The 21,435-nt window shown below is 69.6% G+C and carries 17 protein-coding genes; 12 read left to right on the plus strand and 5 right to left on the minus strand.

What is annotated here, in order from left to right; translation table 11 throughout:
* Nucleotides 1–14: 14 nt before the first annotated feature.
* From V5F49_RS02530 to V5F49_RS02570, 9 genes are all read left to right on the plus strand, one after another.
* Nucleotides 15–827 carry a DeoR/GlpR family DNA-binding transcription regulator gene (locus tag V5F49_RS02530; RefSeq protein WP_394114745.1) on the plus strand — a complete coding sequence of 271 codons (813 nt, stop codon included), beginning with the start codon at nucleotides 15–17 and terminating at the stop codon, nucleotides 825–827.
* Complete coding sequence (gene hisN, locus V5F49_RS02535; RefSeq protein ID WP_394114744.1) at nucleotides 817–1,647, plus strand: histidinol-phosphatase; 831 nt, start codon at nucleotides 817–819, stop codon at nucleotides 1,645–1,647. The genes V5F49_RS02530 and hisN overlap by 11 nt, the downstream gene beginning before the upstream one ends.
* Before the next feature lie 572 nt (nucleotides 1,648–2,219).
* A complete protein-coding gene (locus tag V5F49_RS02540) occupies nucleotides 2,220–4,406 on the plus strand; it encodes an FAD-dependent oxidoreductase (protein WP_394114743.1) in 2,187 nt (728 codons plus the stop codon).
* A 25-nt stretch (nucleotides 4,407–4,431) separates the two neighbouring features.
* On the plus strand, nucleotides 4,432–5,298 hold the full coding sequence (locus V5F49_RS02545) for a hypothetical protein (RefSeq protein ID WP_394114742.1): 867 nt from the start codon (nucleotides 4,432–4,434) through the stop codon (nucleotides 5,296–5,298).
* 23 nt (nucleotides 5,299–5,321) lie between these two features.
* Nucleotides 5,322–5,717 carry a hypothetical protein gene (locus V5F49_RS02550; protein ID WP_394114741.1) on the plus strand — a complete coding sequence of 132 codons (396 nt, stop codon included), beginning with the start codon at nucleotides 5,322–5,324 and terminating at the stop codon, nucleotides 5,715–5,717.
* Between the two features lie 494 nt (nucleotides 5,718–6,211).
* Nucleotides 6,212–7,417 carry an ABC transporter substrate-binding protein gene (locus V5F49_RS02555; protein WP_394114740.1) on the plus strand — a complete coding sequence of 402 codons (1,206 nt, stop codon included), beginning with the start codon at nucleotides 6,212–6,214 and terminating at the stop codon, nucleotides 7,415–7,417.
* A gap of 231 nt (nucleotides 7,418–7,648) precedes the next feature.
* Complete coding sequence (locus tag V5F49_RS02560; protein ID WP_394114739.1) at nucleotides 7,649–8,548, plus strand: branched-chain amino acid ABC transporter permease; 900 nt, start codon at nucleotides 7,649–7,651, stop codon at nucleotides 8,546–8,548.
* 4 nt (nucleotides 8,549–8,552) lie between these two features.
* The gene (locus V5F49_RS02565; protein ID WP_394114738.1) at nucleotides 8,553–10,544 is read left to right on the plus strand and encodes an ABC transporter permease subunit; all 1,992 of its coding nucleotides are present in this window, start codon (nucleotides 8,553–8,555) and stop codon (nucleotides 10,542–10,544) included.
* Nucleotides 10,545–10,554: 10 nt separating this feature from the next.
* Nucleotides 10,555–11,277, plus strand: coding sequence for an ABC transporter ATP-binding protein (locus tag V5F49_RS02570; RefSeq protein ID WP_394114737.1), 723 nt, complete (start codon nucleotides 10,555–10,557; stop codon nucleotides 11,275–11,277).
* A gap of 28 nt (nucleotides 11,278–11,305) precedes the next feature.
* Here V5F49_RS02570 and V5F49_RS02575 read toward each other — a convergent pair whose 3' ends face one another.
* From V5F49_RS02575 to V5F49_RS02590, 4 genes are all read right to left on the minus strand, one after another.
* On the minus strand, nucleotides 11,306–12,238 hold the full coding sequence (locus tag V5F49_RS02575) for an amidohydrolase family protein (protein WP_394114736.1): 933 nt from the start codon (nucleotides 12,236–12,238) through the stop codon (nucleotides 11,306–11,308).
* Between the two features lie 144 nt (nucleotides 12,239–12,382).
* Nucleotides 12,383–13,789, minus strand: a complete 1,407-nt coding sequence (locus tag V5F49_RS02580) for an HlyD family type I secretion periplasmic adaptor subunit (RefSeq protein ID WP_394114735.1) — start codon at nucleotides 13,787–13,789, stop codon at nucleotides 12,383–12,385.
* Nucleotides 13,776–15,677, minus strand: coding sequence for a type I secretion system permease/ATPase (locus V5F49_RS02585; protein WP_394114734.1), 1,902 nt, complete (start codon nucleotides 15,675–15,677; stop codon nucleotides 13,776–13,778). Before V5F49_RS02585 ends, V5F49_RS02580 begins: the two co-directional genes overlap by 14 nt.
* A 147-nt stretch (nucleotides 15,678–15,824) precedes the next feature.
* Nucleotides 15,825–16,487 (minus strand): TetR/AcrR family transcriptional regulator, encoded by a 663-nt coding sequence (locus tag V5F49_RS02590; RefSeq protein ID WP_394114733.1) that lies wholly within the window; start codon nucleotides 16,485–16,487, stop codon nucleotides 15,825–15,827.
* Nucleotides 16,488–16,622: 135 nt separating this feature from the next.
* Between V5F49_RS02590 and V5F49_RS02595 the strand changes: the two genes are divergently transcribed.
* The 3 genes from V5F49_RS02595 to V5F49_RS02605 all read left to right on the plus strand — a co-directional run bounded on the left by V5F49_RS02595 (nucleotide 16,623) and on the right by V5F49_RS02605 (nucleotide 20,156).
* Nucleotides 16,623–17,825, plus strand: a complete 1,203-nt coding sequence (locus V5F49_RS02595) for an HlyD family secretion protein (protein WP_394114732.1) — start codon at nucleotides 16,623–16,625, stop codon at nucleotides 17,823–17,825.
* Nucleotides 17,826–17,857: 32 nt separating this feature from the next.
* Nucleotides 17,858–19,450 (plus strand): DHA2 family efflux MFS transporter permease subunit, encoded by a 1,593-nt coding sequence (locus tag V5F49_RS02600; protein WP_394114731.1) that lies wholly within the window; start codon nucleotides 17,858–17,860, stop codon nucleotides 19,448–19,450.
* Between the two features lie 235 nt (nucleotides 19,451–19,685).
* Nucleotides 19,686–20,156, plus strand: coding sequence for a YybH family protein (locus V5F49_RS02605; RefSeq protein WP_394114730.1), 471 nt, complete (start codon nucleotides 19,686–19,688; stop codon nucleotides 20,154–20,156).
* A gap of 96 nt (nucleotides 20,157–20,252) precedes the next feature.
* On the opposite strand, the gene ilvC is transcribed toward V5F49_RS02605, so the two are convergent.
* Nucleotides 20,253–21,272 (minus strand): ketol-acid reductoisomerase, encoded by a 1,020-nt coding sequence (gene ilvC / locus V5F49_RS02610; RefSeq protein ID WP_394114729.1) that lies wholly within the window; start codon nucleotides 21,270–21,272, stop codon nucleotides 20,253–20,255.
* Nucleotides 21,273–21,435: the final 163 nt, after the last annotated feature.

Consider the following 21,435-nt stretch of genomic DNA (forward strand, 5'->3'; position numbering starts at 1 on the left):
CCGGGGAGCCGACCATGGCCCAGACCGTGCGCCAGCAGCAGATCGTGGAGCTGCTCCGGGAGCGGCGCTCCGCCACCATCACCGACCTCGCGGAGCATTTCACCGTCTCCGACGAGACCATCCGGCGTGACCTGAAGGCGCTGTCCGAAGCCGGCCTCGTGGACAAGTTCCACGGCGGCGTGCGGCTCAACGTGGCCGAATGGGAGGCCCCCTTCGACCGCCGGCTGCGGGAGCAGGCCCCCGCCAAGCGCCGCATCGCCCACGCGGCGGCCGAGCTGATCGAGGAAGAGGCCACCATCCTGCTCGACAATTCCTCCACCTCCTGCTTCCTCGCGCAGGTGCTGGCGCCTCGCCCGGGGCGGCTCACCGCCATCACCTTCTCCATGGAGGTGGCGCAGATCCTCTCCACCGCGGGCCGTCACCACCGGGTGATCCTGCCGGGGGGCGAGCTGCGCGCGGACGACCGCACCATCATCGGTCCGTCGGCCATCGACTTCGCCTCGCAGTTCACGCCCAGCCTGTTCGTCATGTCGGTGGCCGCCGCCTCCCCCACCCGCGGCTGCATGGACTTCGACCTGTTCGAGACCGAGTTCAAGCGCGCCATGATCCCGCTGGCGGACCGGGTGATGCTGCTGCTCGACAGCTCCAAATATGCCAAGCCCGGCCTGATCCAGGTCTGCGACTGGTCGGCCGTGGACGTGCTGGTGAGCGATGCGACGCCGCCGGCCTCGGTGCGCGGGCAGCTGGAGCATGCGCGGATCGTGGAGGCGCCGCCGCTGGCGGACAGCAACGGCGGCAGCGGCCGCAGGCTTGACTATGCGCAATAGCCTCTCCCCCTTCCCGTCCCCCACGGCCGGCGCCGCCCTGCCGGATGCCGAGGCGCTTGCCGCCTTCGCCGCGCACCTGGCCGACCTCGCCCGCCCGCTGGCGCTGTCCTATTTCCGCACCCCCGTGGGCGTGGACTGGAAGGCCGACCTCAGCCCCGTCACCGCCGCCGACCGGGCGGTGGAGCGCGCGCTGCGCACCGCAATCGCAGAGCGCTGGCCCGACCACGGCATCCTCGGCGAGGAGGAGGACGCGGTGGGCCTCGACCGGCGCGTGATATGGGTGGTCGATCCCATCGACGGCACCAAGAGCTTCATGACCGGACTGCCCCTGTTCGGCACCCTTGTCGCGGCGCTGGTGGATGGCCGCCCGCTGGTGGGGGTGATCGAGGTGCCGGCGCTCGGGGAACGCTGGGTGGGCGTGGCCGGCGCCGCGACCTGCCTCAACGGCGCCCCCTGCCGCACCAGCCCGGTGATCCGGCTGGTCGAGGCACGCCTCTACGCCACCTCGCCGGACATGTTCGATCCGGCCGAGGCCGCCGCATTCGCGGCGCTTGAGGCGCAGGTGGCGCTGCGCCGCTTCGGCGGCGACTGCTGCGCCTACGGGCTGCTCGCCAGCGGCCACGTGGAGCTGGTGGTGGAGGCCGACCTGAAGCCGTACGATTTCATGGCGCTCGTTCCGGTGGTGGAAGGCGCGGGCGGTGTCATCACCGACTGGACCGGCGCGCCCCTCACCCTGGCCTCGCGCGGGCAGGTGGTGGCGGCGGCGACCGCCGACCTGCACGCCGCGGCGCTCGCGACCCTGCGGCCCGCGGCAGCCTGATGGCTCGGTGCAGGGCTTAGCCCGGCTTAACGGTAGCCGGGCGCCAGTATTCGTGAAACGACACCTTCGCGTGCGACAATCACGTGTCGATTCAATTCACAAAGACGCGACCTGCGTCCAAGTCGTTGCAGGCAGATACCTTTTTCCCCACACAATGCCGCTACGGCAGAAAAGGTAGCCGGCGGCACGCCACTTTTCGCAAATCGGGAGCCCGGCTGAATCTGCGTGTTCGCAGGAACCGGAGAATATGGCGAAACAACGTCAAAGAATGGGCGCGACGCGTGTATTTATGGCCAAGTCCGGCCATGCTATGGATTTCGTATTCGCTCGAAGCAAGACAACAAACCCGTTCCGGGCGAACAGAAATCAGCCCCGCGCGAGATCATGCCAGATCCGCGTGTCTTGACGTCACGCGACAGCAGACACGACAGACCCGATGAGGACCGCCGGACGCAGACCTCCGGCGCAGGAGGAGGCGTGCGCGCCTGACGCGGCGACCCCGCCCCCGTTCCGTGTCCCCCGGCATACAGCCGTCCCTGCCGTTGACGTCGGCTATCCGGAGGAGGCCGCACATGCAATACATTCCTTTGCCGGCACAGTTTCCCGGCAGCCCGGCTGATACCTGCTCCATCGCCATCATCGGCGGCGGCCCGGGCGGTCTGCTCACGGCCAAGCACCTGTCCGAGAAGCTCGGCGAAGCCTGTCGCATCAGCATCTTCGAGGCCAGCGACCGGCTGGGCGGAAAGATCGTGACCGGCGAATTCGCCGGCGTCGGCCCCTATGAGGCCGGCGTCGCAGAGATCTACGACTACTCCGCCCTGGGGCCGGACCCCCTGCGCCATCTCATCGAGACCGAGCTCGGCCTCGAGATCCGCCACATCGCCGGTGGCGCCTGCGTGCTCGACGGCCACGTCATCCATGACGTGGACACGCTCGGCGAGATCTTCGGCGCCGAGGCGCGCGACCAGGTGGTGCGCTTTCGCGAGAAGTGCGCCGAGCTCCTGAGCCAGGACGACTTCTATTCCAGCACCCGCGACGTGGACAACCACCACGCTTGGGCCCGCCGGTCCGGCGAGGAGACGCTCTACGAGGAAATCACCAGCGACATCGCGCGGCGCTACGTGCGCATCATGGCGCACAGCGATGTCGCCGCGCCGCCGCATCTCACGAACGGGCTGACGTTCCTGAAGAATGTCCTCATGGATGTGCCCGGATACATGGATGTCTTCTCGGTGGTGGGCGGCAACGGGCAGATCGTCGAGCGCCTCGTCGAGGAGATCGACGCCGACATCCACCTCGGCTCCACCGTCAAGGCCGTGACGCCGCTGTTCGACGGCCGCTTCCAGATCGATGTCTGCACCCACGGCACCATGGAGCATGTGGTGGCCGACTACGTGGTGGTGGCGCTTCCCCTCACCGCCCTGTCCATCATCGACTGGCGCTCGCCGGGCCTGAAGGCGGCGATGGATCGGCACATCGATTACTTCGATCGGCCCGGCCATTACCTGCGCGCCACGCTGCTTTTCGAGCGTCCGTTCTGGCGCGAGCACATCTCCGGCGCCTGGTGGATGCTGGATGCGTTCGACGGCTGCTGCGCCTACGACGAAGGCGCGCGCACCCCCATCGGCCCATGGGGCGCGCTGGGCTTCCTGATCGCCGGCAACGCCGCCCTCGGGCTCGCCAACATGGCGGACAACGACATCGAGCAGCTTTGCCTCGATGCCCTGCCGCCCCAGTTCGGCGATGCGCGGCGGATGCTGGTGGATCGCCGCATCCATCGCTGGATGGCCTCGGTGAACGCCATTCCCGGCGGTTATCCCGAGCGCTCGGCCTATGTGAACCACCGGCCGGCGGCCAAGGCCCATCCGGGCTTCCTGGTGGTGGGCGACTACATGTTCGACGCCACGCTGAACGGCGTGCTGGATTCCGCCGACGCCGCCTCCGACATCATCGTCAGCGAGGTGCTGGCGCGCCGGTGCGCCCGCTTCCGCCCGCCGGAAATCCCGGCGCGCACCCGCTCCGCCGGCGCACAACCGGCGGGCCGGCACGGCGCCCTCTCCGGCAGCTACATCGCCGAGGTGGCGGAGCTGGCGTGGGATCTGGGGCCGGGGGCGCGCATCCTGCACTTCGGCTCGGGCTCGGGGCAGCTGGTGTCGGACCTGCGCGCCCTCGGCTTCGAGGCGCTGGGCGTGGAGCCCTGCCGTGCGGCCTGGGAGGGAACGCCCACGCGCCTGCGCCGGCACAATGTGCGCATCTGCCCGGAACGCCTGCCGTTCCCGGACGGCTCGTTCGACCTGGTGGTGGAGACCGGCCTCTGCCGCATGGAGCGCGACCATCTCACCGGCGTGCTCAAGGAGATCCGCCGGGTGGCCGCGCGCGGCATGATCCTCGGCTCCGTCTCCACCGACCTGCCGGTGGAGCTGATCGAGCGGCACGAGATGCTCGACGGCATCCGCACGCTCACCTCGCGCTGGGGCTGGTCGGACCTCCTGCTGTCGCTCGGCTTCCGCTTCGCCCTTGCCGACCCGGCGCGGCTGGATTCCCTCTGGCGCCGGTCGGTGGTGGCGGGGGTCGCGCCCAGCGAATGGTTCGAGGATCAGGAGAGCCTCAAGTACTGCATCTACGAGGCCAGCGCTGCGACCGCGGCGCACGATCTCGCCGCGGCGGCCGAGGTCGCCCGGATCATCGCCGAGCATCTCTACGACGATGATCGCGTTCCCGTCCGAGCGTTGGTCGGCCGCGTGGCCGCCATGCCGTGATCCTCTCCCGAGAAGGGGTACAGCCATGCAACGCACACTGCCTAATCCCTCCGTCGAGATGGACGCCCGCGCCTGGCGCCTGCGCTTCCTCGACGCGCCGCCCCCGGCGGACCTGACCGCCGCCGGAGCGCGGACCATCAGGGTGGGCTCGCCGCGTCCGACCTACGTGCTGGCGGAGCCGGTGGACGCCGCCTATCCGCCCTCGCGCGCCGACGACGCCGGCGGGCGCTCGCTCTCCCTGCTCTGGATGCCGCCGCAGGCACCGGAGGATGCCGACGAGACCTGGCTCGAGGGCATTCCCTTCGAGGGGCTGAAGGACAACGGGCGCGTGGTGCGCGCCGGCCTGAGAACGGCGCGGGTGGTCTGGACCAACGCCCGCGCCATTGTCTACGCGCCGCCGGACCAGTTCGGCGACGCCTGCGACGCGCTCGTCCGGTTCACCGTCCTGGAGCGGGACACGAGCGAGATCGAGGCGGCCATGCCGCAGGTGTGGGGCGCCATCAAGCACGACGCGCGGCTCACCCACACCGTGACCCGGCGCGACATCCGCCGGCGCGCCGGGCCGGTCGGGGCCATGACCGAGCGCGTCGCCGAGCTGAACCGCCGCGCGCTGCTCAACGACGAGGCGCTGGAGCAGCTCGACCCGGAGCTGACCGGCGCATCCAAGCGCCTGTTCGCGGAACTGGCGCTGCAGGCCAACCTCTACGACCGGCTCGAGGCGCTGGGCGAGCCGCTGGACTTCGCCTTCGACTATCACGAGCTCATCAACAACCGCATCACCGAGGCGTCCCAGTTCTACCGCGGCACGCGGATCGAGGCGTGGATCCTCGTCGTCCTGTTGCTGGAGCTGGTCGCCACCTCCTACCCCCTGTTCTCCCACCTGGTGGAATAGGGACCACACGAGGAGATCGTGTCATGAGACTACTCGCAGCAGCGGGCATCGCCCTGGTGGCGACCTTCGCCCACGCGTCCGACATGGAGCTGACCGCCGACGAGATCCGCGCGCGGATGATCGGCAACACCATCGTCGGCATCGAGAACGGCGAGTTCTATGCCGAATACCTCAGCCCGAACGGCGTGATCTACGGCCACAACAAGCATGATTCCTATCAAGGCTGGTGGCGCATCGCCGGCAACAAGCTCTGCTTCGCCTATGAAGAGGAGAACGGCAAGAAGCCGAGCTGGAACTGCGTGTTCGTGGCCCTCACCGGCGACAAGGTGATCTGGAACGACGACAACGAGACGTCGTTCGCCCGCCTGCTGCCCGGCCGGGCCGAGCGCACCGCGGCCACCCGCACCTCGCACAACTGAGCCGGGCGCTGGCCCGGGCGATGCTCGGGCCGGCCCCTGCGGCGGCGACGGAGGCGGCCGGACCGGCAGCCTCCGTCCGACGGAATGCCGCAGTCCGGATGGGCCCAAAGCCCGGACCGGATACCGCACCGGCGCTGATTCCGATGCGCCATCGTGCGGCCGGCAGCCCGCGTGCCAGCGCCCCCTTTCCCCCCGCCCCGGCGGTCCCGCCCGCGCTTCTACGACGAAGGTCGCATACGCGGTTCCGGGAACGCCGTCCGGCCGCGACGTGCGCGCGCGAACGCTCCAACTCCTTGTTCCGATACGGCTCACACCCCTACCGGTTGCGCCCGTGGCCTGCCGGGGAAGCTTCCCCGGGGCTGGCATCCGCCCCCGATATTTCCCCTGCGTCACTATGGCACTTCCGCAGGGATTGCCTTAAACGATTGAAGTCCGGCCGGCGGTAAGCCGTTCGAGAACAAAAGGCCCGGGACAGGGCCGCCAGGGAGTGAAACATGCGACTGAGCGGAATGATTGCGGCGCTGGCCGCAGGCATCGCCTTGTCCGGCGCGGCCATTGCGGCGGAACCCATCAAGATCGGCCTGAGCGGGCCCTTTACCGGCGGCTCGTCCTCCATGGGCGTGAGCATGCGCGACGGCGTGAAGCTGGCGGTGGACGAGGTGAACAAGAACGGCGGCGTGCTGGGCCGTCCGCTGCAGCTCATCGAGCGCGATGACGAGGCGAAGAACGAGGTGGGCGTGCAGATCGCCCAGGAGCTCATCAACAAGGAAGGCGTCGTCGCCACCCTCGGCTACATCAACACCGGCGTGGCCCTCGCCTCCCAGCGCTTCTATCAGGAAGCCGAGATTCCGGTGATCAACAACGTGGCCACCGGCACGTTGATCTCCAAGCAGTTCCTGCCGCCGGACAACAAGTCGAACTACATCTTCCGCACCTCGGCCAACGACGCCATCCAGAGCGCCATGATCGCCGAGGAAGCGGTGAAGCGGCAGGGCTTCAAGAAGCCGGCCATCCTCGCCGACAGCACCAATTACGGCCAGCTCGGCCGCGCCGATCTCGTGAAGGCCCTCGCCGGCCTCGGCGTGAAGCCGGTGGCGGAAGAGAAGTTCAACATCGGCGACACCGACATGACCGCGCAGCTGCTGCGCGCCAAGGAGGCCGGCGCCGACGTCGTCCTCACCTACGCCATCGGCCCGGAGCTGGCGCAGATCGCCAACGGCATGGCCAAGCTCGGCTGGAAGGTGCCGATGATCGGCTCGTGGACCCTCTCCATGGCCAACTTCATCGACACCGCCGGCCCCAACGGCAACGGCGCGATGATGCCGCAGACCTTCATCCAGCTGCCCGACACCCCCAAGCGCAAGGCCTTCATCGAGGCCTATCAGGCGGCCTACAAGATCGACCGCATGCCCTCTCCGGTCTCCGCCGCGCAGGGCTATGACTCGGTGCTGCTGCTGGCCGCCGCCATCAAGCAGGCCGGCTCCACCGACGGACGCAAGATCCGCGAGGCGCTGGAGAACCTGAGCACCAAGGTGGAAGGCGTCGTGACCGTCTACGAGAAGCCGTTCAGCGCCACCGACCACGAGGCCATCACCGCCAACATCCCGGTGTTCGGCCTGGTGAAGGACGGCCGCGTCGTCGCCGCCCATCCGGAAGACATCGCCGGCGACAAGGCGGTGCGGGTGAAGGCGAACAACTGACGCCGACGCCGGCTGGTCCCGGTCCGGGCGCGGGTGATCCGCGGTCCGGCGCCAGGGCTCCGGCCGGCACCGCGCACGCCGGGGCGGGGAGCGCTGCTGCTTCCCTGCTTCGCGCCGGCGCCCCACACAGACGCAACGCCCCGCCGGACCGCCGCGCCACGTAGCGCGGCGGCTGGCCCGAACGGAACCTTCGCCCCGACGCGAAGGCCGCGCGCCCTTCCGGAGACCGCCATGAACATTCTGTTGCAGCTCATCGTGAGCGGCATCGCCGTGGGCATGATCTACGGCGTCATCGCCTTCAGCTACCAGCTCACCTTCGCCACCTCCAAGACCCTGAACTTCGGCCAGGGCGAAGCGCTGATGCTGGGCGCGCTGGTGGGGCTCACCACCATCAACTTCCTCATCGGGCAGGCGCTCGGCACCCTGTGGGCCTACCTCTTGATGCTGCCCGTGGTGTTCGCCTTCGGCCTCGCTCAGGGCGCGGTGGTGGAATGGCTGGGCGTGCGGCAGGCGGTGAAGGCGAAGTCGGAAGCCGGGTGGATCATGGCCACCATCGCGCTCGGCATCATCTTCCGCAATCTCGCCGAGAACATCTGGGGCCGCGACGCGCTGCGCTTCCCCTCGCCGCTGCCGGAGGCGGCCATCGTCATCGGGCCGGTGCGCATCCAGCCCATGGAGATCGCCATCGTCGTCGGCGCGCTCGCCATCATGCTCGCGGTGGAGATCTTCAACCGCCGCTCCATCTTCGGCAAGGCGGTGGTGGCCACGGCCAACGACCGCGACGCGGCCGGCCTGATGGGCATCGACACGCGGCGCGTCATCACCTTTTCCTACGCCCTGTCCTCCATGACGGCGGCGTTCGCCGGCGTGCTCATCGCCCCGGTCACCCTCACCGGGGCCACCATGGGCGCGGTGCTGGGCCTCAAGGCGTTCGCGGTGGCCATCATCGGCGGCCTGTCGAGCGGCATGGGCGTCATCGTCGGCGGACTGATCCTCGGCATCACCGAGACGCTGACCGGCTTCTACATCTCCACCGGCTACAAGGACGTGCCCGGCCTGGTGCTGCTGCTGCTGGTCCTGTCGCTGAAGCCGTCCGGCCTGTTCGGCCGCGCCACCATCAAGAAGGTCTGACGGCATGCTCGCGCGCCGCATCCTCTCCGTCGGCGGGCCGCTGATCGGCCTCGCGCTGCTCGTCGTGCTGCCGTTCGTGGTGACGAGCCCGTACTATCTGCACCTCACCATCACCATCGCCATCTTCTCGATCCTGCTGCTCGGGCTCGATGTGGTGTTCGGCTACACGGGCGAGGTCTCCATCGGCCACGCCGCCCTGTTCGGCATCGGCGCCTACACCGCCGGCTGCCTCGCCATGCACTTCGGCATCGGCTTCTGGCCGGCGCTGCCGCTGGCGATCATCGTGGCGGCCGTGTTCGGCATCGTGCTGGCCCTGCCGGCGCTGCGGGTGACGGGGCCGTACCTCGCCATGGTGACGCTGGCGTTCGGCACCATCGTGCAGATCCTCATCAACGAGATGACGGACCTGACCAACGGGCCGCTGGGCATCAAGCTGACGACGCCGCTCTTCCTCGACCTGCGCTGGCTGGGCGACAGCATTCCGCTGTTCGACATGTCGCTGAAGCGCATGAAGGAAGTGGAATACTACTACATCGCCGCCGCCGCGCTGGTGCTGACGCTGATCGTCATCAACCGCATCCTCGCCTCCCACCTCGGCCGTGCGTTCGAGGCGCTGCGCGACAGCCCCATCGCCTCCGACTGCATGGGCGTGTCGGTCTACAAGCACAAGGTGCTGGCGTTCGTGGTCTCCGCCGGCCTCGCGGGCCTCGCGGGCGCGCTGTTCGCCTATTCGGAGCAGTATATCGCCCCGAACAACTTCGGCTTCGAGCTCTCTGTCCAGTTCCTGCTGGCGGTGACGGTGGGCGGGCGCAAGTCGCGGCTCGGGCCGATCCTCGGCGCGGTCATCATCGTGTTCCTGCCGAACCTGCTCTCGGACATCGTGCTGTTCCGCTACATCGCCGGCGCCATCGCGCTGATCGCGGTGATCGCCGGGGCGCGGGCCTTCGTGAAGGACCCGGAGAACCGGGTGCGCAACGCCATCCCGGTGGTGCTGTGCCTCGTCTTCTTCGCCTTCTCGCTGATGCTGCAGAAGATCACGGACTACAAGCTCGCCATCTTCGGCGTGATGATCCTGTTCGTGGTCTACTACCTGCCGGAGGGCATCGTCGGCTTCCTCAAGCGCACCGCCGCCCAGCTGTGGCCGGATCTGGTGCGGACCCACGCGCTCATCGAGGCCGACACCCACGGCAAGGCGGTCACCGCCTCGCACATCCCGCATGAGGGCGTGCTGCTTCAGGTGGATGGCGTGGTGATGCAGTTCGGCGGCCTGAAAGCCCTCGACACGGTCAGCATCGCGGTGACGCCGGGCACCATCCACGGCCTCATCGGCCCCAACGGGTCCGGCAAGAGCACCATGATGAACGTGCTCACCGGCATCTATGTGCCCACCGCCGGCGCCATCCGCTTCCGCGGCAAGAACATCGCCGGGCGCACCTCCTCCGACATCGCCGCGGAGGGCATCGCGCGCACCTTCCAGAACGTGCAGCTGTTCGCCGAGCTGACGCTGATCGAGAACGTGCTGGTGGGCCTCCACCACACCTACAGCGCCACCTTCGCCGAGGTGGCGCTGGGCCTGCCGCGCATCCGTCGGGAGGAGAAGGCGGCGCGCGAGCGGGCCATGAGCCTGCTGCACTTCGTCGGCCTCGCCGACCTCGCCAACGAGGAGGCGCGCAACCTGCCCTACGGCAAGCAGCGGCTGCTGGAGATCGCCCGCGCTCTGGCGCTCGACCCCGAGCTGCTGCTGCTTGACGAGCCCGCCGCCGGCCTCACCGCGCCGGACATCCGCCACCTGGTGGAGATCATCCGGAAGGTGCGGCACGCCGGCGTCACGCTGGTGCTCATCGAGCACCACATGGATGTGGTGATGGGCCTGTGCGACACGGTTACCGTGCTCGATTTCGGCCAGAAGATCGCGGAGGGCAAGCCGGCCGAGGTGCAGGCCAACCCGCGGGTGATCGAAGCCTATCTCGGCGGCGCTGCCGCCGCCGCCGAATAAGGAGCGCGCCATGCTCGAGGTGACCGATCTCGTGGCCGGCTACGGCAAGGTGAAGGTGCTGCACGGCCTCTCCCTCCAGGTGGAGGAAGGCCGGCTCGTCACCCTCATCGGCTCCAACGGCGCCGGAAAGACCACCACGCTGCGCGCCATATCCGGCATGATCGCGCCGGAGCAGGGCACGGTGCGGCTGGGCGGGGAGGACCTCACCGGCCTGCCCTCCTTCAAGATCACCAAGAAGGGCCTCGCTCACTCGCCCGAGGGGCGGCGCGTGTTCCCCACCCAGTCGGTGCTCGACAATCTGCTGCTGGGCGCCTTCCCGCGCCTCACCGGAGCGCGGCCGCGCGGCGACGTGGAGGCGGATCTCGATCGCATGTTCGCCCTGTTCCCCCGCCTCGCCGAGCGGCGCGCGCAGCTGGCCGGCACCCTCTCCGGCGGCGAGCAGCAGATGCTGGCCATGGCCCGCGCGCTGATGCTGAACCCGCGCGTGCTGCTGCTGGACGAGCCCTCCATGGGCCTCGCCCCACGCCTGGTGGCCGAGGTGTTCGCCACCATCGCCCGGCTGAAGGAAGAGAAGATCACCATGCTGCTGGTGGAGCAGTTCGCCGCCGCGGCGCTGGAGGTGGCCGACTTCGGCTATGTGCTGGAGAACGGCCGGGTGAGCGCGCGCGGCCCGGCGGCCGACCTGCGCAACGACCCCGCCGTGCGCGCCGCCTATCTCGGCCACGCGCACTGACGGCGGCGCCCCGCAACGGGCGCACGCCTCAGGTGAAGAAGACGCGCTCCGCCGTGCCTTTCAGGAGCCATCCGCGCTGGGTGTCGTCCAGCGGGGCACGGCGGGCGATGAAATCGAAGGCGGCGGCGAGCGTGTTGGGCGGATCGCGCTCCAGCACCGGCATGTCGCTGCCCCACATCAGCCGCTCCGGCCCGAAGGCGCCGAGCAGCGCCATCAACTGCGGGATCACCCGGTCGTAGGGCGGCGCGTCGAACTTGTTGAGGCCGGAGATCTTCACGGTCACCAGCGGGAATTCGGCGAGCGCCAGCAGCCGGTCGAGCTGGCGCGCATCGCCCGGCATCACATGGGCCATGTGGTCGAGGCAGACCGCGGTCTGAGGGAAACGCCGGCACAGCTCGGCCATGTGGACGAGCGCGTCATCGCTCATGTCCGGACTGTCCCGCAGCAGCGGGCACAGCACGAGTTTCTCCGCCGCCGCCGTGGACCACATCTCGGCCATCGCCGGCGCGGCGAGCCAGGCGGCGGTGTCCACACCCCGCAGGCGGAAGCCTTTCACGCCCTGCGCCCTGGCGGCGCGCATGGCCTGCGGCGCATCGGGCCGGCGGTCGTCCACCGCGCCCACCACGGCGAAGGTGCCCGGATGCGCCTGGGCGGCGGCGGTGAGATAGCTGCTGTCATACCCGAAATAGCCGATGTGCTGCACCAGCACGACGCGCACGGCGCCGATTGCGGCCTCACGGCCGAGCAGGGTCTCGATGCTGTAGGCCGGCGGATCGCGGTCCCGTTCTGTCTGGCCGCGCACCATGGGATAGCGGGCGCTGTCGCCGCCCCAGCTGTGGCTGTGGGCGTCGACAGGGCCGCCTGTTCCGGCCACCGCCGCTCCCGCGCCGAGAGCTGCCGCCATGGCGACCGCGGAAGCGCCGAGGAGGAGGCCGCGCCGATCGAGGCGAACGGCCTCCATGGCGGGCCTGTCGTGTGCGGGCCTGTCGTATGCCGGCCTGTCGTGCCGTCCGCTCATGGCCATGTCTCCGGCTGCCCGCCGCGACCGCCAGGGCCGCGCCCGAGTTGGGCATGGCGGGCGGCCGCATGGCAAGCGACCGGCGTGTCAGCGCTCGGTGAAGGAGTGGGTGAGCGCGTCGGTGAAGGGGCGCATGAGATAGCTCAGCACCGTGCGCTTGCCGGCATAGAAGGCGACCTCGGCGTTCATGCCCGGCACCAGCCGCTGCTTGAGGGGTGAGGGGATGTCGGTCTCCGCCACGGCCACGCGGGCGAGGAAGTAGGGCTGGTGCGTCACCTCGTCCACCAGCCGGTCGCGCGAGACCGACAGCAGGCGGCCGAGCACCATGGGCGTCGTGTGCCCGTGAAACGCGGGAAAGCGCACCTCCACCTCGTCGCCCCGGTGCAGCCGGTCGATGTCCTGCACCGGCACCTGCGCATCCACCACCAGCGGCGCATCGTGGGGCACGATTTCCAGCAGCGTGTCGCCGGGCCGGGCCACCGCGCCCACCGTGTAGACCTTGGCGTTGATGTTCTGCACCGTGCCGGCGCGCGGGGCGCGGATGTCGATGCGGCCGAGCACGTTGCCGGTGACGCGCGCGCGCTCGGAGAGGTCGGCGAGCTTCTGGCGCACCTCCAGCAGCTGGTCGCCGATCTCCTCGGCGCGCTGCTGGCGCAGCTGGGCGATCTGCATCTTCATCTCGCCCACCGAGCCGCGCACCTTGGCGGTGTCGGCGAAGTTGCGGCCCACCATGCCGTCGAGCCGCGCCTTCTCCCGCTCCAGGGAAGACACGCGGGTCTTGTTCACCAGCCCCTTCTGCTCCAGCGCGCGCACCGCGGCCAGCTCGTCCTCGATGAACACCAGCTGCTGCTCGGCCGAGAGGCGCTCCTGGCTGAGGCCCTCGATCTCGTGGCCGAACTGCTCCATGCGGCTGTTCAGGATGCCGACCTGTCCTTCGAACGAGGCCCGGCGGTCCCGGAACTGGGTGATCTGGTCGGCGAGGGCGTCCCGCACCATGGGAATGGCGGCATTTCGGGTCAGCTCGACCGGGAAGGTGATGTCCCGGGCTTCGTCGCGCTCGGCGACAAGGCGCGCTTCCAGCGCCAGCGCGGCGCGCAGCTGGGCGAGGGCGGCCTCGTCATTGGCCCGGGGCTGGGTGGGATCGAGGCGGAACAGCACCTGGTCCTTGGCCACCTCCTGCCCTTCCTGGACCTGGATCTCGGCGATGATGCCGCCCTCCAGATGCTGCACCACCTGCCGCTTGCTCTCCACCGCCACGAGGCCCTGCGCGATCACGGCGCTGTCGACCCGTGCCAGCGCCGCCCAGCCGCCGATCCCGAAGAAGGTAAAGGCGATCAGGCCATAACCGACCAGCGCCATGCTGCGGTAATCCGAAGGCGGCGGCGGTGCGGCGGCCATGGCGGGCGCGCCGGCGGGCGAAACGGACGCCCCGTCGGGGGGCGCAGGGGTGCGCCGGAACCAGCGCGCGGGATGCCACACGTCACGGCCCCACATGAGACGGCTCCGCATGCGAGGGCCGCTCTTGGGAGGGCCGCTCTTGGGAGGGCCGCATCTGGGAAGGCGCCATCTGGGAGGGCGGCATCTGGCCGTTGTCCCTGCGCGGCGCGCCCTCCGGCGACGTGGGGACGGCACCTCCGGGAACCGCGGCGAGCGGCGGACGGGGCCCCGCGGGCGGGGCCGCGCCCATGAGGCGGGACATGACCTCCTCCCGCGGGCCGAACGCCTGGGCGACGCCATCCTTGAGCGCCAGCACCATGTCGCACTGCCCCAGCGCGGCCGAACGGTGGGTGATGGTGACCACCGTGCGCCCGGCCGCCTTCAGCTGGCGCAGGGCCTCGGCCAGCGCCAGCTCGCCCGGCGGGTCGAGGCTGGCGTTCGGCTCGTCGAGCACGATGAGCGCCGGCAGCCCGAACACCGCCCGCGCGAGGCCGATGCGCTGGCGCTGGCCGCCGGACAGCGCCGTGCCGCCCTCGCCGATCTGGGTGTTGTAGCCCTGCGGCAGGTGCTGGATCAGGTCATGGACGCCGGCCAGTCGGGCGGCGGCGACGATGTGGACGGAATCGGCCGCGGTAAAGCGCGCGATGTTCTCGGCGATGGTGCCGGCGAACAGCTCCACGTCCTGAGGCAGGTAGCCGATGGCCTGGCCGAGCTGGGTCTCGTCCCAGTGGGTGAGATCGGACCCGTCGAGCCGGACGCAGCCGGACACCGCGGGCCACACCCCCACCAGCGCCCGGGCGAGGCTGGACTTGCCGGCCGCCGTCGGGCCGATGACGCCGAGGCTGGTGCCGGCCGGCAGGCGGAACGACAGGTTGCGCACCACCGGCACGTCGCGGCCCGGCGCGCGCACGAACAGCGCCTCGACGGACAGTTCCCCGCGCGGGTCGGGCAGGCGCAGGCGGCTGCCGGCCTCGGGCGCGCTGCGCAGCAGCTGCTGCACGCGCTCGTAGGCGGAACGCGCGTTCACGACCGACTTCCAGTTGCCCACCGCAAGCTCGATGGGCTGGATGCACCGCCCCACCAGGATCGAGCCGGCGATGATCATGCCGGGCGAAATCTCCCGCTGGATGGCGAGATAGGCGCCGAGGCCGAGCACGATGCTCTGCACCAGCGCGCGGTTGAACTTGGTGAGGGAGACGAGCACCGTGCCCCGGTCGCCGGCCACGCCCTGCCAGCCCATGGCGGCATCGCGCACCGTGGTCCAGCGCCGCCGCAGCTCGGCCGACATGCCCATGGCCTGCAGCACCTCGGCGTTGCGCAGGGTGGCGGCGGCGAGATTGCTGGCGGTGATGCTCTTGCGGTTGGCCTCGGCGAGGCTGCCGCGGGTGACCCGGTTGTTCAGCACCGCGAGCCCGCCCGAAAGGAGCGCGCTGCCGAGCGCCAGCAGGCCGTAATAGGGGTGCAGCATGGTGGCGCAGATGGCGTAGATGGGCATCCACGGCAGGTCGCACAAAGCCGTCAGGCCGGGACCGGCGAAGAACTCCCGCACCGAGTCGAGGTCGCGCAGGCTCTGCGTCTGCCCGGCCGCCCGCTCGCGCACCGCGGCGCGCTGGATGGCGTCGAACACGGCCGTGTTCACCTTGCCGTCAAACGCGACGCCGGCCCGCTCCAGCACGCGGGTGCGGACCCCCTCCAGCGCCGCCCAGACCATGTAGAGGAAGCCGGTGATGAGGGTGAGGAAGACCAGCGTCTCGATGCTGCGGCTCGACAGCACCCGGTCGTACACCTGCATCATGTAGATGGAGGCGTTGAGGCCCAGAAGGTTGATGAAGAAGCTGAACACGATCACCGCGATGAACGCGGGGCGCACCGCCCGCAACGCGTGATCGAGCGCCGTAGGGGCGGGCGCGGAACTGGCGCCACGCGCGGACTGCGCAACGCTCATGCGCCCATGCCATGCAGGCACGGATCGACGCGCCGCCGCTCCTCGGTCAAAGCCATTGTGATCGCCTCCGATGGTAAAATGCACCGCCGGAGGGATGGATCAAGCGAAAAAGGCCCGCCGCAGCACAGCTTTGGCGTGCAGGGCGGATCAGCTCCCGCGGGAGCCGTAGGCCGCGAGGAACACGCGCACGGCCGAGGCCACGGTGCTCTCGATCTCCGCCGCCGTGGGCGCGCGGCCGGTGCCGAACATGAGGCCCTTCACCTGGTTGCCCTGGCAGAGATTGAAGAACTGGAAGGCCGCCATGTCGCAGTCGTCCACCGCCAGATGGCCAAGCTCGGTCTGGCGCGACAGCAACTCCGCGAGGCGCCGCCCGCCATGGCAGGGGCCGGTCTCGAAGAAGGTCTGGCCGACGGCGGGAAACTTCTCCGCCGCGCCGATCACCATGCGCACGAGGCGGATGTGATCCGGCTGGACCATCATGGTCATGAACGACACGCCGATGCGGTGCAGCAGGCTCGCCACGTCGGGATCATTGGGGTCGAACTCGAACAGCCGCTCGGCCGACTTGCGGCGATCTACCGCCACCAGCGCCTGGAACAGGTCTTCCTTGCTCTGGAAGTAGACGTAGATGGTGGCCTTCGAGACGCTGCTGGCGCGGGCGATCTCGTCCATGCTGGCGCCGTCGAAGCCCTTGTCGAAGAACACGCGGCGCGCGCCGTCGATGATGTCGCGGCGCTTGCGCGCCTCCGGCTCCGAATGATCGGTCGCCGCCGTGAGCTCCGCGACGGCGCCCTTGATGGGATGCGTCATCTCCAACCTTCCTGACATGTCCCTGCATAAGGTTCCGCGGGGGCGCCTGTCAAAGCGTTTGACTGAACGGTTCAGTTCAATGTAGGGTATGTGGACTAAACCGTTCAGTTTTTCAACCGCCATCGGGAGGGCACAGTGTCCCAGGCGAACAGGATCGAGACCGCGGGCAGCGTGCCGGCGCCGGAGGGCGTGACGGTGCTGAAGGCCCGTCCCGCCGATGCGCCGCCGCGCCCCGCCCCGGACGCGCCGCCGGCCCCTGCGGCCGAGGCGCCCGCGGCGCAGTCCCCCGCAGCGCCCAAGCCATCGCGCCGCCGCCTCATCCTCGGGGCGGTGCTGGCCGTGGCGCTGGGCGCGGGCGGCTGGTTCGGCATGCACTGGTGGACGGTCGGCCGATTCGAGATCTCAACCGACGACGCCTATGTGGGCGCGGACACCTCGGTGCTCGCCGCCAAGGTGGGCGGTTATGTCCGCGCGGTCGATGTGGCGGCCAACCAGTGGGTCAAGGCCGGCGACGTGGTGGCGCGGATCGACGACGGCGACTTCCAGCTGACCCTGAAGGCCGCCGAGAACAAGATCGCCACCCAGGAAGCCGCCCTCACCCGCTTCGACCAGCAGGAAAAGGCCGCCGACGCCACCGTGGATCAGGCCCGGGCCCAGCTCGCCGCCGCCAAGGCGGACCTGCAGCGGACCCAGCTGGAATTCGAGCGGCAGGACAAGCTGGCCAGCGCCAATTACGCCAGCCGCTCGACGCTCGACAATGCCCGGGCCGATCGCGACAAGGCGCAGGCGAGCGTCGCCGCATCCACCGCCGCCGTCGCCTCCGCCGAGGCCGCCGTGGATGTGCTGAAGGCGCAGCGGCAGGAAGCCGCCCGCGTCCTCGACGAATACCGCACCGCCCGCGACCAGGCCCGGCGCGATCTCGACTTCACCGTGGTGCGCGCGCCCATCGACGGCGTGGTGGGCAACCGCGCCGTGCAGGTGGGCCAGCTGGTGCAGCCGGGCACCCGCCTCACCGCCATCGTGCCGCTGGAGGGCGTCTATGTGGACGCCAACTTCAAGGAAACCCAGCTCGACCGCATCCATCCCGGACAGAAGGTCAAGGTGTGGGTGGACGCCTACCCCGACCGTGACTTCACCGGCACCGTGGTCAGCGTCTCCCCGGCCTCCGGCTCGGTGTTCAGCCTGCTGCCGCCGGAGAACGCCACCGGCAACTTCACCAAGATCGTGCAGCGCATCCCCGTCCGCATTGCCATCGATGCCGACGGCCTCGCCCGGCACGACCTGCGGCCTGGCATGTCGGTGACCGCCGTCGTCAACACCCGCGCCGACGCCTCCTGAGGCCGGCGCCGTCCCGCCTGCGGAGGCGACCCATGACCGACATCACCGTCTCGGGGCCCCCCACCTCGGCGCCCCCCGCCCGCCCCTCCGCAGGGGTGGAAGGGCGGCGCATGTTCGCCTTCCTGTGCATGGTGTTCGGCATGTTCATGGCGATCCTGGACATCCAGATCGTCTCCGCCTCGCTGGCCGAGATCCAGGCCGGCCTCGCCGCCTCCTCCGACGAAATCTCCTGGGTGCAGACCAGCTACCTCATCGCCGAGGTGGTGATGATCCCACTGTCGGGCTTCCTGTCGCGGGCGCTCTCCACCCGCTGGCTGTTCGCGGCCTCGGCGGCGGGCTTCACCGTCATGAGCTTCATGTGCGCGACGGCGACCTCCATCGAGCAGATGATCGCCTATCGCGCGCTGCAGGGATTTCTGGGCGGCGGCATGATCCCTACGGTGTTCGCCGCCGCCTATTCGGTGTTCCCGAAGGAGAAGCAGCCCATCGTCGCGCCGATGATCGGCCTCGTGGCGACGCTGGCGCCCACCATCGGCCCCACCGTCGGCGGCTACCTGACCGACCTGTTCTCCTGGCACTGGCTGTTTCTGGTCAACGTCATCCCCGGCATCCTGGTGGTGCTGGCGGCCGTGACGCTGATCGACTTCGACGAGCCGGACTTCTCCCTGCTGGACCGGTTCGACTGGTGGGGCCTCCTGTTCATGGCCGGCTTCCTCGGCAGCCTCGAGTTCGTGCTGGAGGAAGGGCCCACCAACGACTGGTTCGAGGACACCGCCATCTCCACCTTCGCGGTCGTGTGCGCCGTCTCCGCGGTCGCCTTCTTCGCCCGGGTGCTGATGGCGCGCGAGCCGGTGGTGGACATCCGCGCCTTCACCAACCGCAATTTCGCGGTGGGCTCGGCCTTCAGCTTCGTCATGGGCATCGGCCTTTATGGGCTCACCTACCTCTACCCCATCTATCTCGGGCGGGTGCGGGGCTATTCGGCGCTGATGATCGGCGAGACCATGTTCGTCACCGGCATCGCCATGTTCCTCACCGCCCCCATCGCCGGGCGGCTGATGACGAAGCTCGACCCGCGGGTGATGATCTCCCTCGGCTTCGCCGGCTTCGCGCTCGGGACGTGGCAGGTGACGGGCATCACCAAGGACTGGGACTTCTGGGAGCTTCTGATCCCGCAGATCCTGCGCGGCACCTCGCTGATGATCTGCATGATCCCCATCAACAACATTTCCCTGGGCACCCTGCCGCCTCAGCAGCTGAAGAATGCCTCCGGCCTGTTCAACCTCACCCGCAACCTCGGCGGCGCGGTGGGGCTCGCGCTCATCAACACCGTGCTCAACCATCGCTGGGACCTGCACCTCGCCCGCCTGCACGAGCAGGTGCAGTGGGGGAGCGCTGCGGCGGTGGAACGGCTGGAGAGCATGTCCGGCGCCTTCGCCGGCCTCGGCTCCCTCGCCTCCGACGCGGCCCTGAAGCAGATGGCGCTGCTGGTGCGGCGGGAGGCGCTGGTGATGGCCTTCGCCGACGTGTTCTACCTGCTCACCTTCCTGTTCCTTGCTCTGGTCCTCGCCGCGCCGCTGATGCGCCGGACGCGGCCGGGCGGCGGCGGTGGCGGGGGGCATTGAGCCTCGGTCAGGGGGAGAGGATCGGGCCGAGCGCACCGGGACGACGGCGGCACGCTCACCGCGGCCTCGATCGCCGTGTCCAAGGCTGCCGTGTCCAAGGCTGCCGCACGTGCGTGCCGTACCTCGAGTGAGACGGCGATTCACCCCTCCGCTGGATTCAATCTGGTCGCGTCCCGCTCTACAATCGCCCCAGGGCGCGGGCGGCACCGTCCGCGCCCCTATCCCCGGGGGGCCTATGCGACGGAGCGTTGCTGTCATCCTGTGCGCGCTCGCGGCATTCGCGGCCACCGGCGGCGCGGCGGCCGATACCGCGGCTGAGCGTGATGCTGCCGCCATTCGCGCCCGGCTTGCCGCGTGGACGGACGCGTTCAACCGCGGAGATGCCGCCACCACCTGCGAATTGTTCGCCGACGATCTCCAGTCCGACATGCAGGGCGCCCCGGCCGGCCACAAGGCGGCGGTGTGCGCGCGCATCGCAAGGGCCCTCGCCGCGCCCGACCGGCGGCTGACCTACGCCTTCGAGATCCACGACATTCTGGTGTCCGGCGACCTCGCCAGCGTGCGCCTCATCTGGACGCTGACCGAGCAGCACGCCGGCACAGCCACCCGCACGCAGGACATCGGCCTCGACGTGTTCCGCCGCGATCCGGACGGCGCCTGGCGCATCGCCCGCTATGTGGCGTTTCCGGTGGAGGGGGTGCGCTAGGGGCGTCCCAGAACGCAGAAGGCCGGCGGGAGCACCGCCGGCCTTCGCATGACGCCCGGTCAGGGACCGCCGTTCTCGACGGCGGTCCATGCCAGATCAGTTCTTGGTCTTGTCCACCAGCGCCTTGGCCTTGATCCAGGGCATCATGGCGCGCAGCTTCTCGCCGACTTCCTCGATGGGGTGGGCGTTGGCGCGGGCGCGGACGGCCTTGAAGGAGGCCTGGTTCACCTTGTTCTCGAGCATCCAGTCGCGGGTGAACTTGCCGGTCTGGATGTCGTCGAGCACGCGCTTCATCTCGGCCTTGGTCTCGGCGGTGATGATGCGGGGGCCGGTGACGTACTCGCCATACTCCGCGGTGTTGGAGATGGAGTAGTTCATGTTGGCGATGCCGCCCTCATAGATGAGGTCGACGATGAGCTTCACCTCGTGCAGGCACTCGAAATAGGCCATCTCGGGGGCGTAGCCGGCTTCCACCAGCGTCTCGAAGCCGGCGCGGATCAGTTCCACGAGGCCGCCGCACAGCACCACCTGCTCGCCGAACAGGTCGGTCTCGCACTCTTCCTTGAAGGTGGTCTCGATGACGCCGGCGCGGCCGCCGCCGATGGCGGAGGCGTAGGAGAGGCCGAGGTCATGGGCGTTGCCGGTGGCGTCCTGGGCGATGGCGATGAGGGTCGGCACGCCGCCGCCGCGCTGGTACTCGGAGCGCACGGTGTGGCCGGGGCCCTTGGGGGCGACCATCAGCACGTCGAGGTCCTTGCGGGGCTCGATCAGGTTGAAGTGCACGTTGAGGCCGTGCGCGAACAGCAGGGCAGCGCCGTGCTTCATGTTGTCGGCGAGGCTCTCGCGATAGATGTCGGCCTGCAGCTCGTCGGGGGTGAGCATCATCACCACGTCGGCCCACTTGGCGGCATCGGCGGGGCTCATCACCTTGAAGCCCTCGGCCTCGGCCTTCTTGGCGGTGGCGGAGCCGGGACGCAGCGCGACCACCACGTCCTTCACGCCCGAGTCGCGCATGTTGAGCGCGTGGGCGTGGCCCTGGCTGCCATAGCCGACGACGGCGACCTTCTTGCCCTTGATCAGGTTCAGGTCGGCATCGCGATCGTAGTAAACGCGCATCGGTGTCTCCTTGTGGGCGTTGTCTTCAATGTCGGTTGGATCCGCGCCGGGCGTCCCTTTGCACCGGATCGCGGGAAATGGGAACAGCCGTTCGCGCCGGAGGGCCGGTTTCCGGCCCTGTCCGGCGCGCGCGGACTGACTCAGGTGATGAACGGGGCTACAC

This window comes from Xanthobacter lutulentifluminis (assembly GCF_043194675.2).
GTDB lineage: Bacteria > Pseudomonadota > Alphaproteobacteria > Rhizobiales > Xanthobacteraceae > Xanthobacter.

Excerpts from the sequence above, each read along its gene's own strand:
- V5F49_RS02585 (WP_394114734.1), bottom strand. The coding sequence starts at position 15,677 with ATGAGCGTTGCGCAGTCCGCGCGTGGCGCCAGTTCCGCGCCCGCCCCT.
- V5F49_RS02605 (WP_394114730.1), top strand. The coding sequence starts at position 19,686 with ATGCGACGGAGCGTTGCTGTCATCCTGTGCGCGCTCGCGGCATTCGCG.
- V5F49_RS02555 (WP_394114740.1), top strand. The coding sequence starts at position 6,212 with ATGCGACTGAGCGGAATGATTGCGGCGCTGGCCGCAGGCATCGCCTTG.
- hisN (WP_394114744.1), top strand. The coding sequence starts at position 817 with ATGCGCAATAGCCTCTCCCCCTTCCCGTCCCCCACGGCCGGCGCCGCC.
- ilvC (WP_394114729.1), bottom strand. The coding sequence starts at position 21,272 with ATGCGCGTTTACTACGATCGCGATGCCGACCTGAACCTGATCAAGGGC.
- V5F49_RS02575 (WP_394114736.1), bottom strand. The coding sequence starts at position 12,238 with ATGGAGGCCGTTCGCCTCGATCGGCGCGGCCTCCTCCTCGGCGCTTCC.
- V5F49_RS02540 (WP_394114743.1), top strand. The coding sequence starts at position 2,220 with ATGCAATACATTCCTTTGCCGGCACAGTTTCCCGGCAGCCCGGCTGAT.
- V5F49_RS02560 (WP_394114739.1), top strand. The coding sequence starts at position 7,649 with ATGAACATTCTGTTGCAGCTCATCGTGAGCGGCATCGCCGTGGGCATG.
- V5F49_RS02545 (WP_394114742.1), top strand. The coding sequence starts at position 4,432 with ATGCAACGCACACTGCCTAATCCCTCCGTCGAGATGGACGCCCGCGCC.
- V5F49_RS02590 (WP_394114733.1), bottom strand. The coding sequence starts at position 16,487 with ATGACGCATCCCATCAAGGGCGCCGTCGCGGAGCTCACGGCGGCGACC.
- V5F49_RS02580 (WP_394114735.1), bottom strand. The coding sequence starts at position 13,789 with ATGTGGGGCCGTGACGTGTGGCATCCCGCGCGCTGGTTCCGGCGCACC.
- V5F49_RS02550 (WP_394114741.1), top strand. The coding sequence starts at position 5,322 with ATGAGACTACTCGCAGCAGCGGGCATCGCCCTGGTGGCGACCTTCGCC.
- V5F49_RS02530 (WP_394114745.1), top strand. The coding sequence starts at position 15 with ATGGCCCAGACCGTGCGCCAGCAGCAGATCGTGGAGCTGCTCCGGGAG.
- V5F49_RS02565 (WP_394114738.1), top strand. The coding sequence starts at position 8,553 with ATGCTCGCGCGCCGCATCCTCTCCGTCGGCGGGCCGCTGATCGGCCTC.
- V5F49_RS02600 (WP_394114731.1), top strand. The coding sequence starts at position 17,858 with ATGACCGACATCACCGTCTCGGGGCCCCCCACCTCGGCGCCCCCCGCC.
- V5F49_RS02570 (WP_394114737.1), top strand. The coding sequence starts at position 10,555 with ATGCTCGAGGTGACCGATCTCGTGGCCGGCTACGGCAAGGTGAAGGTG.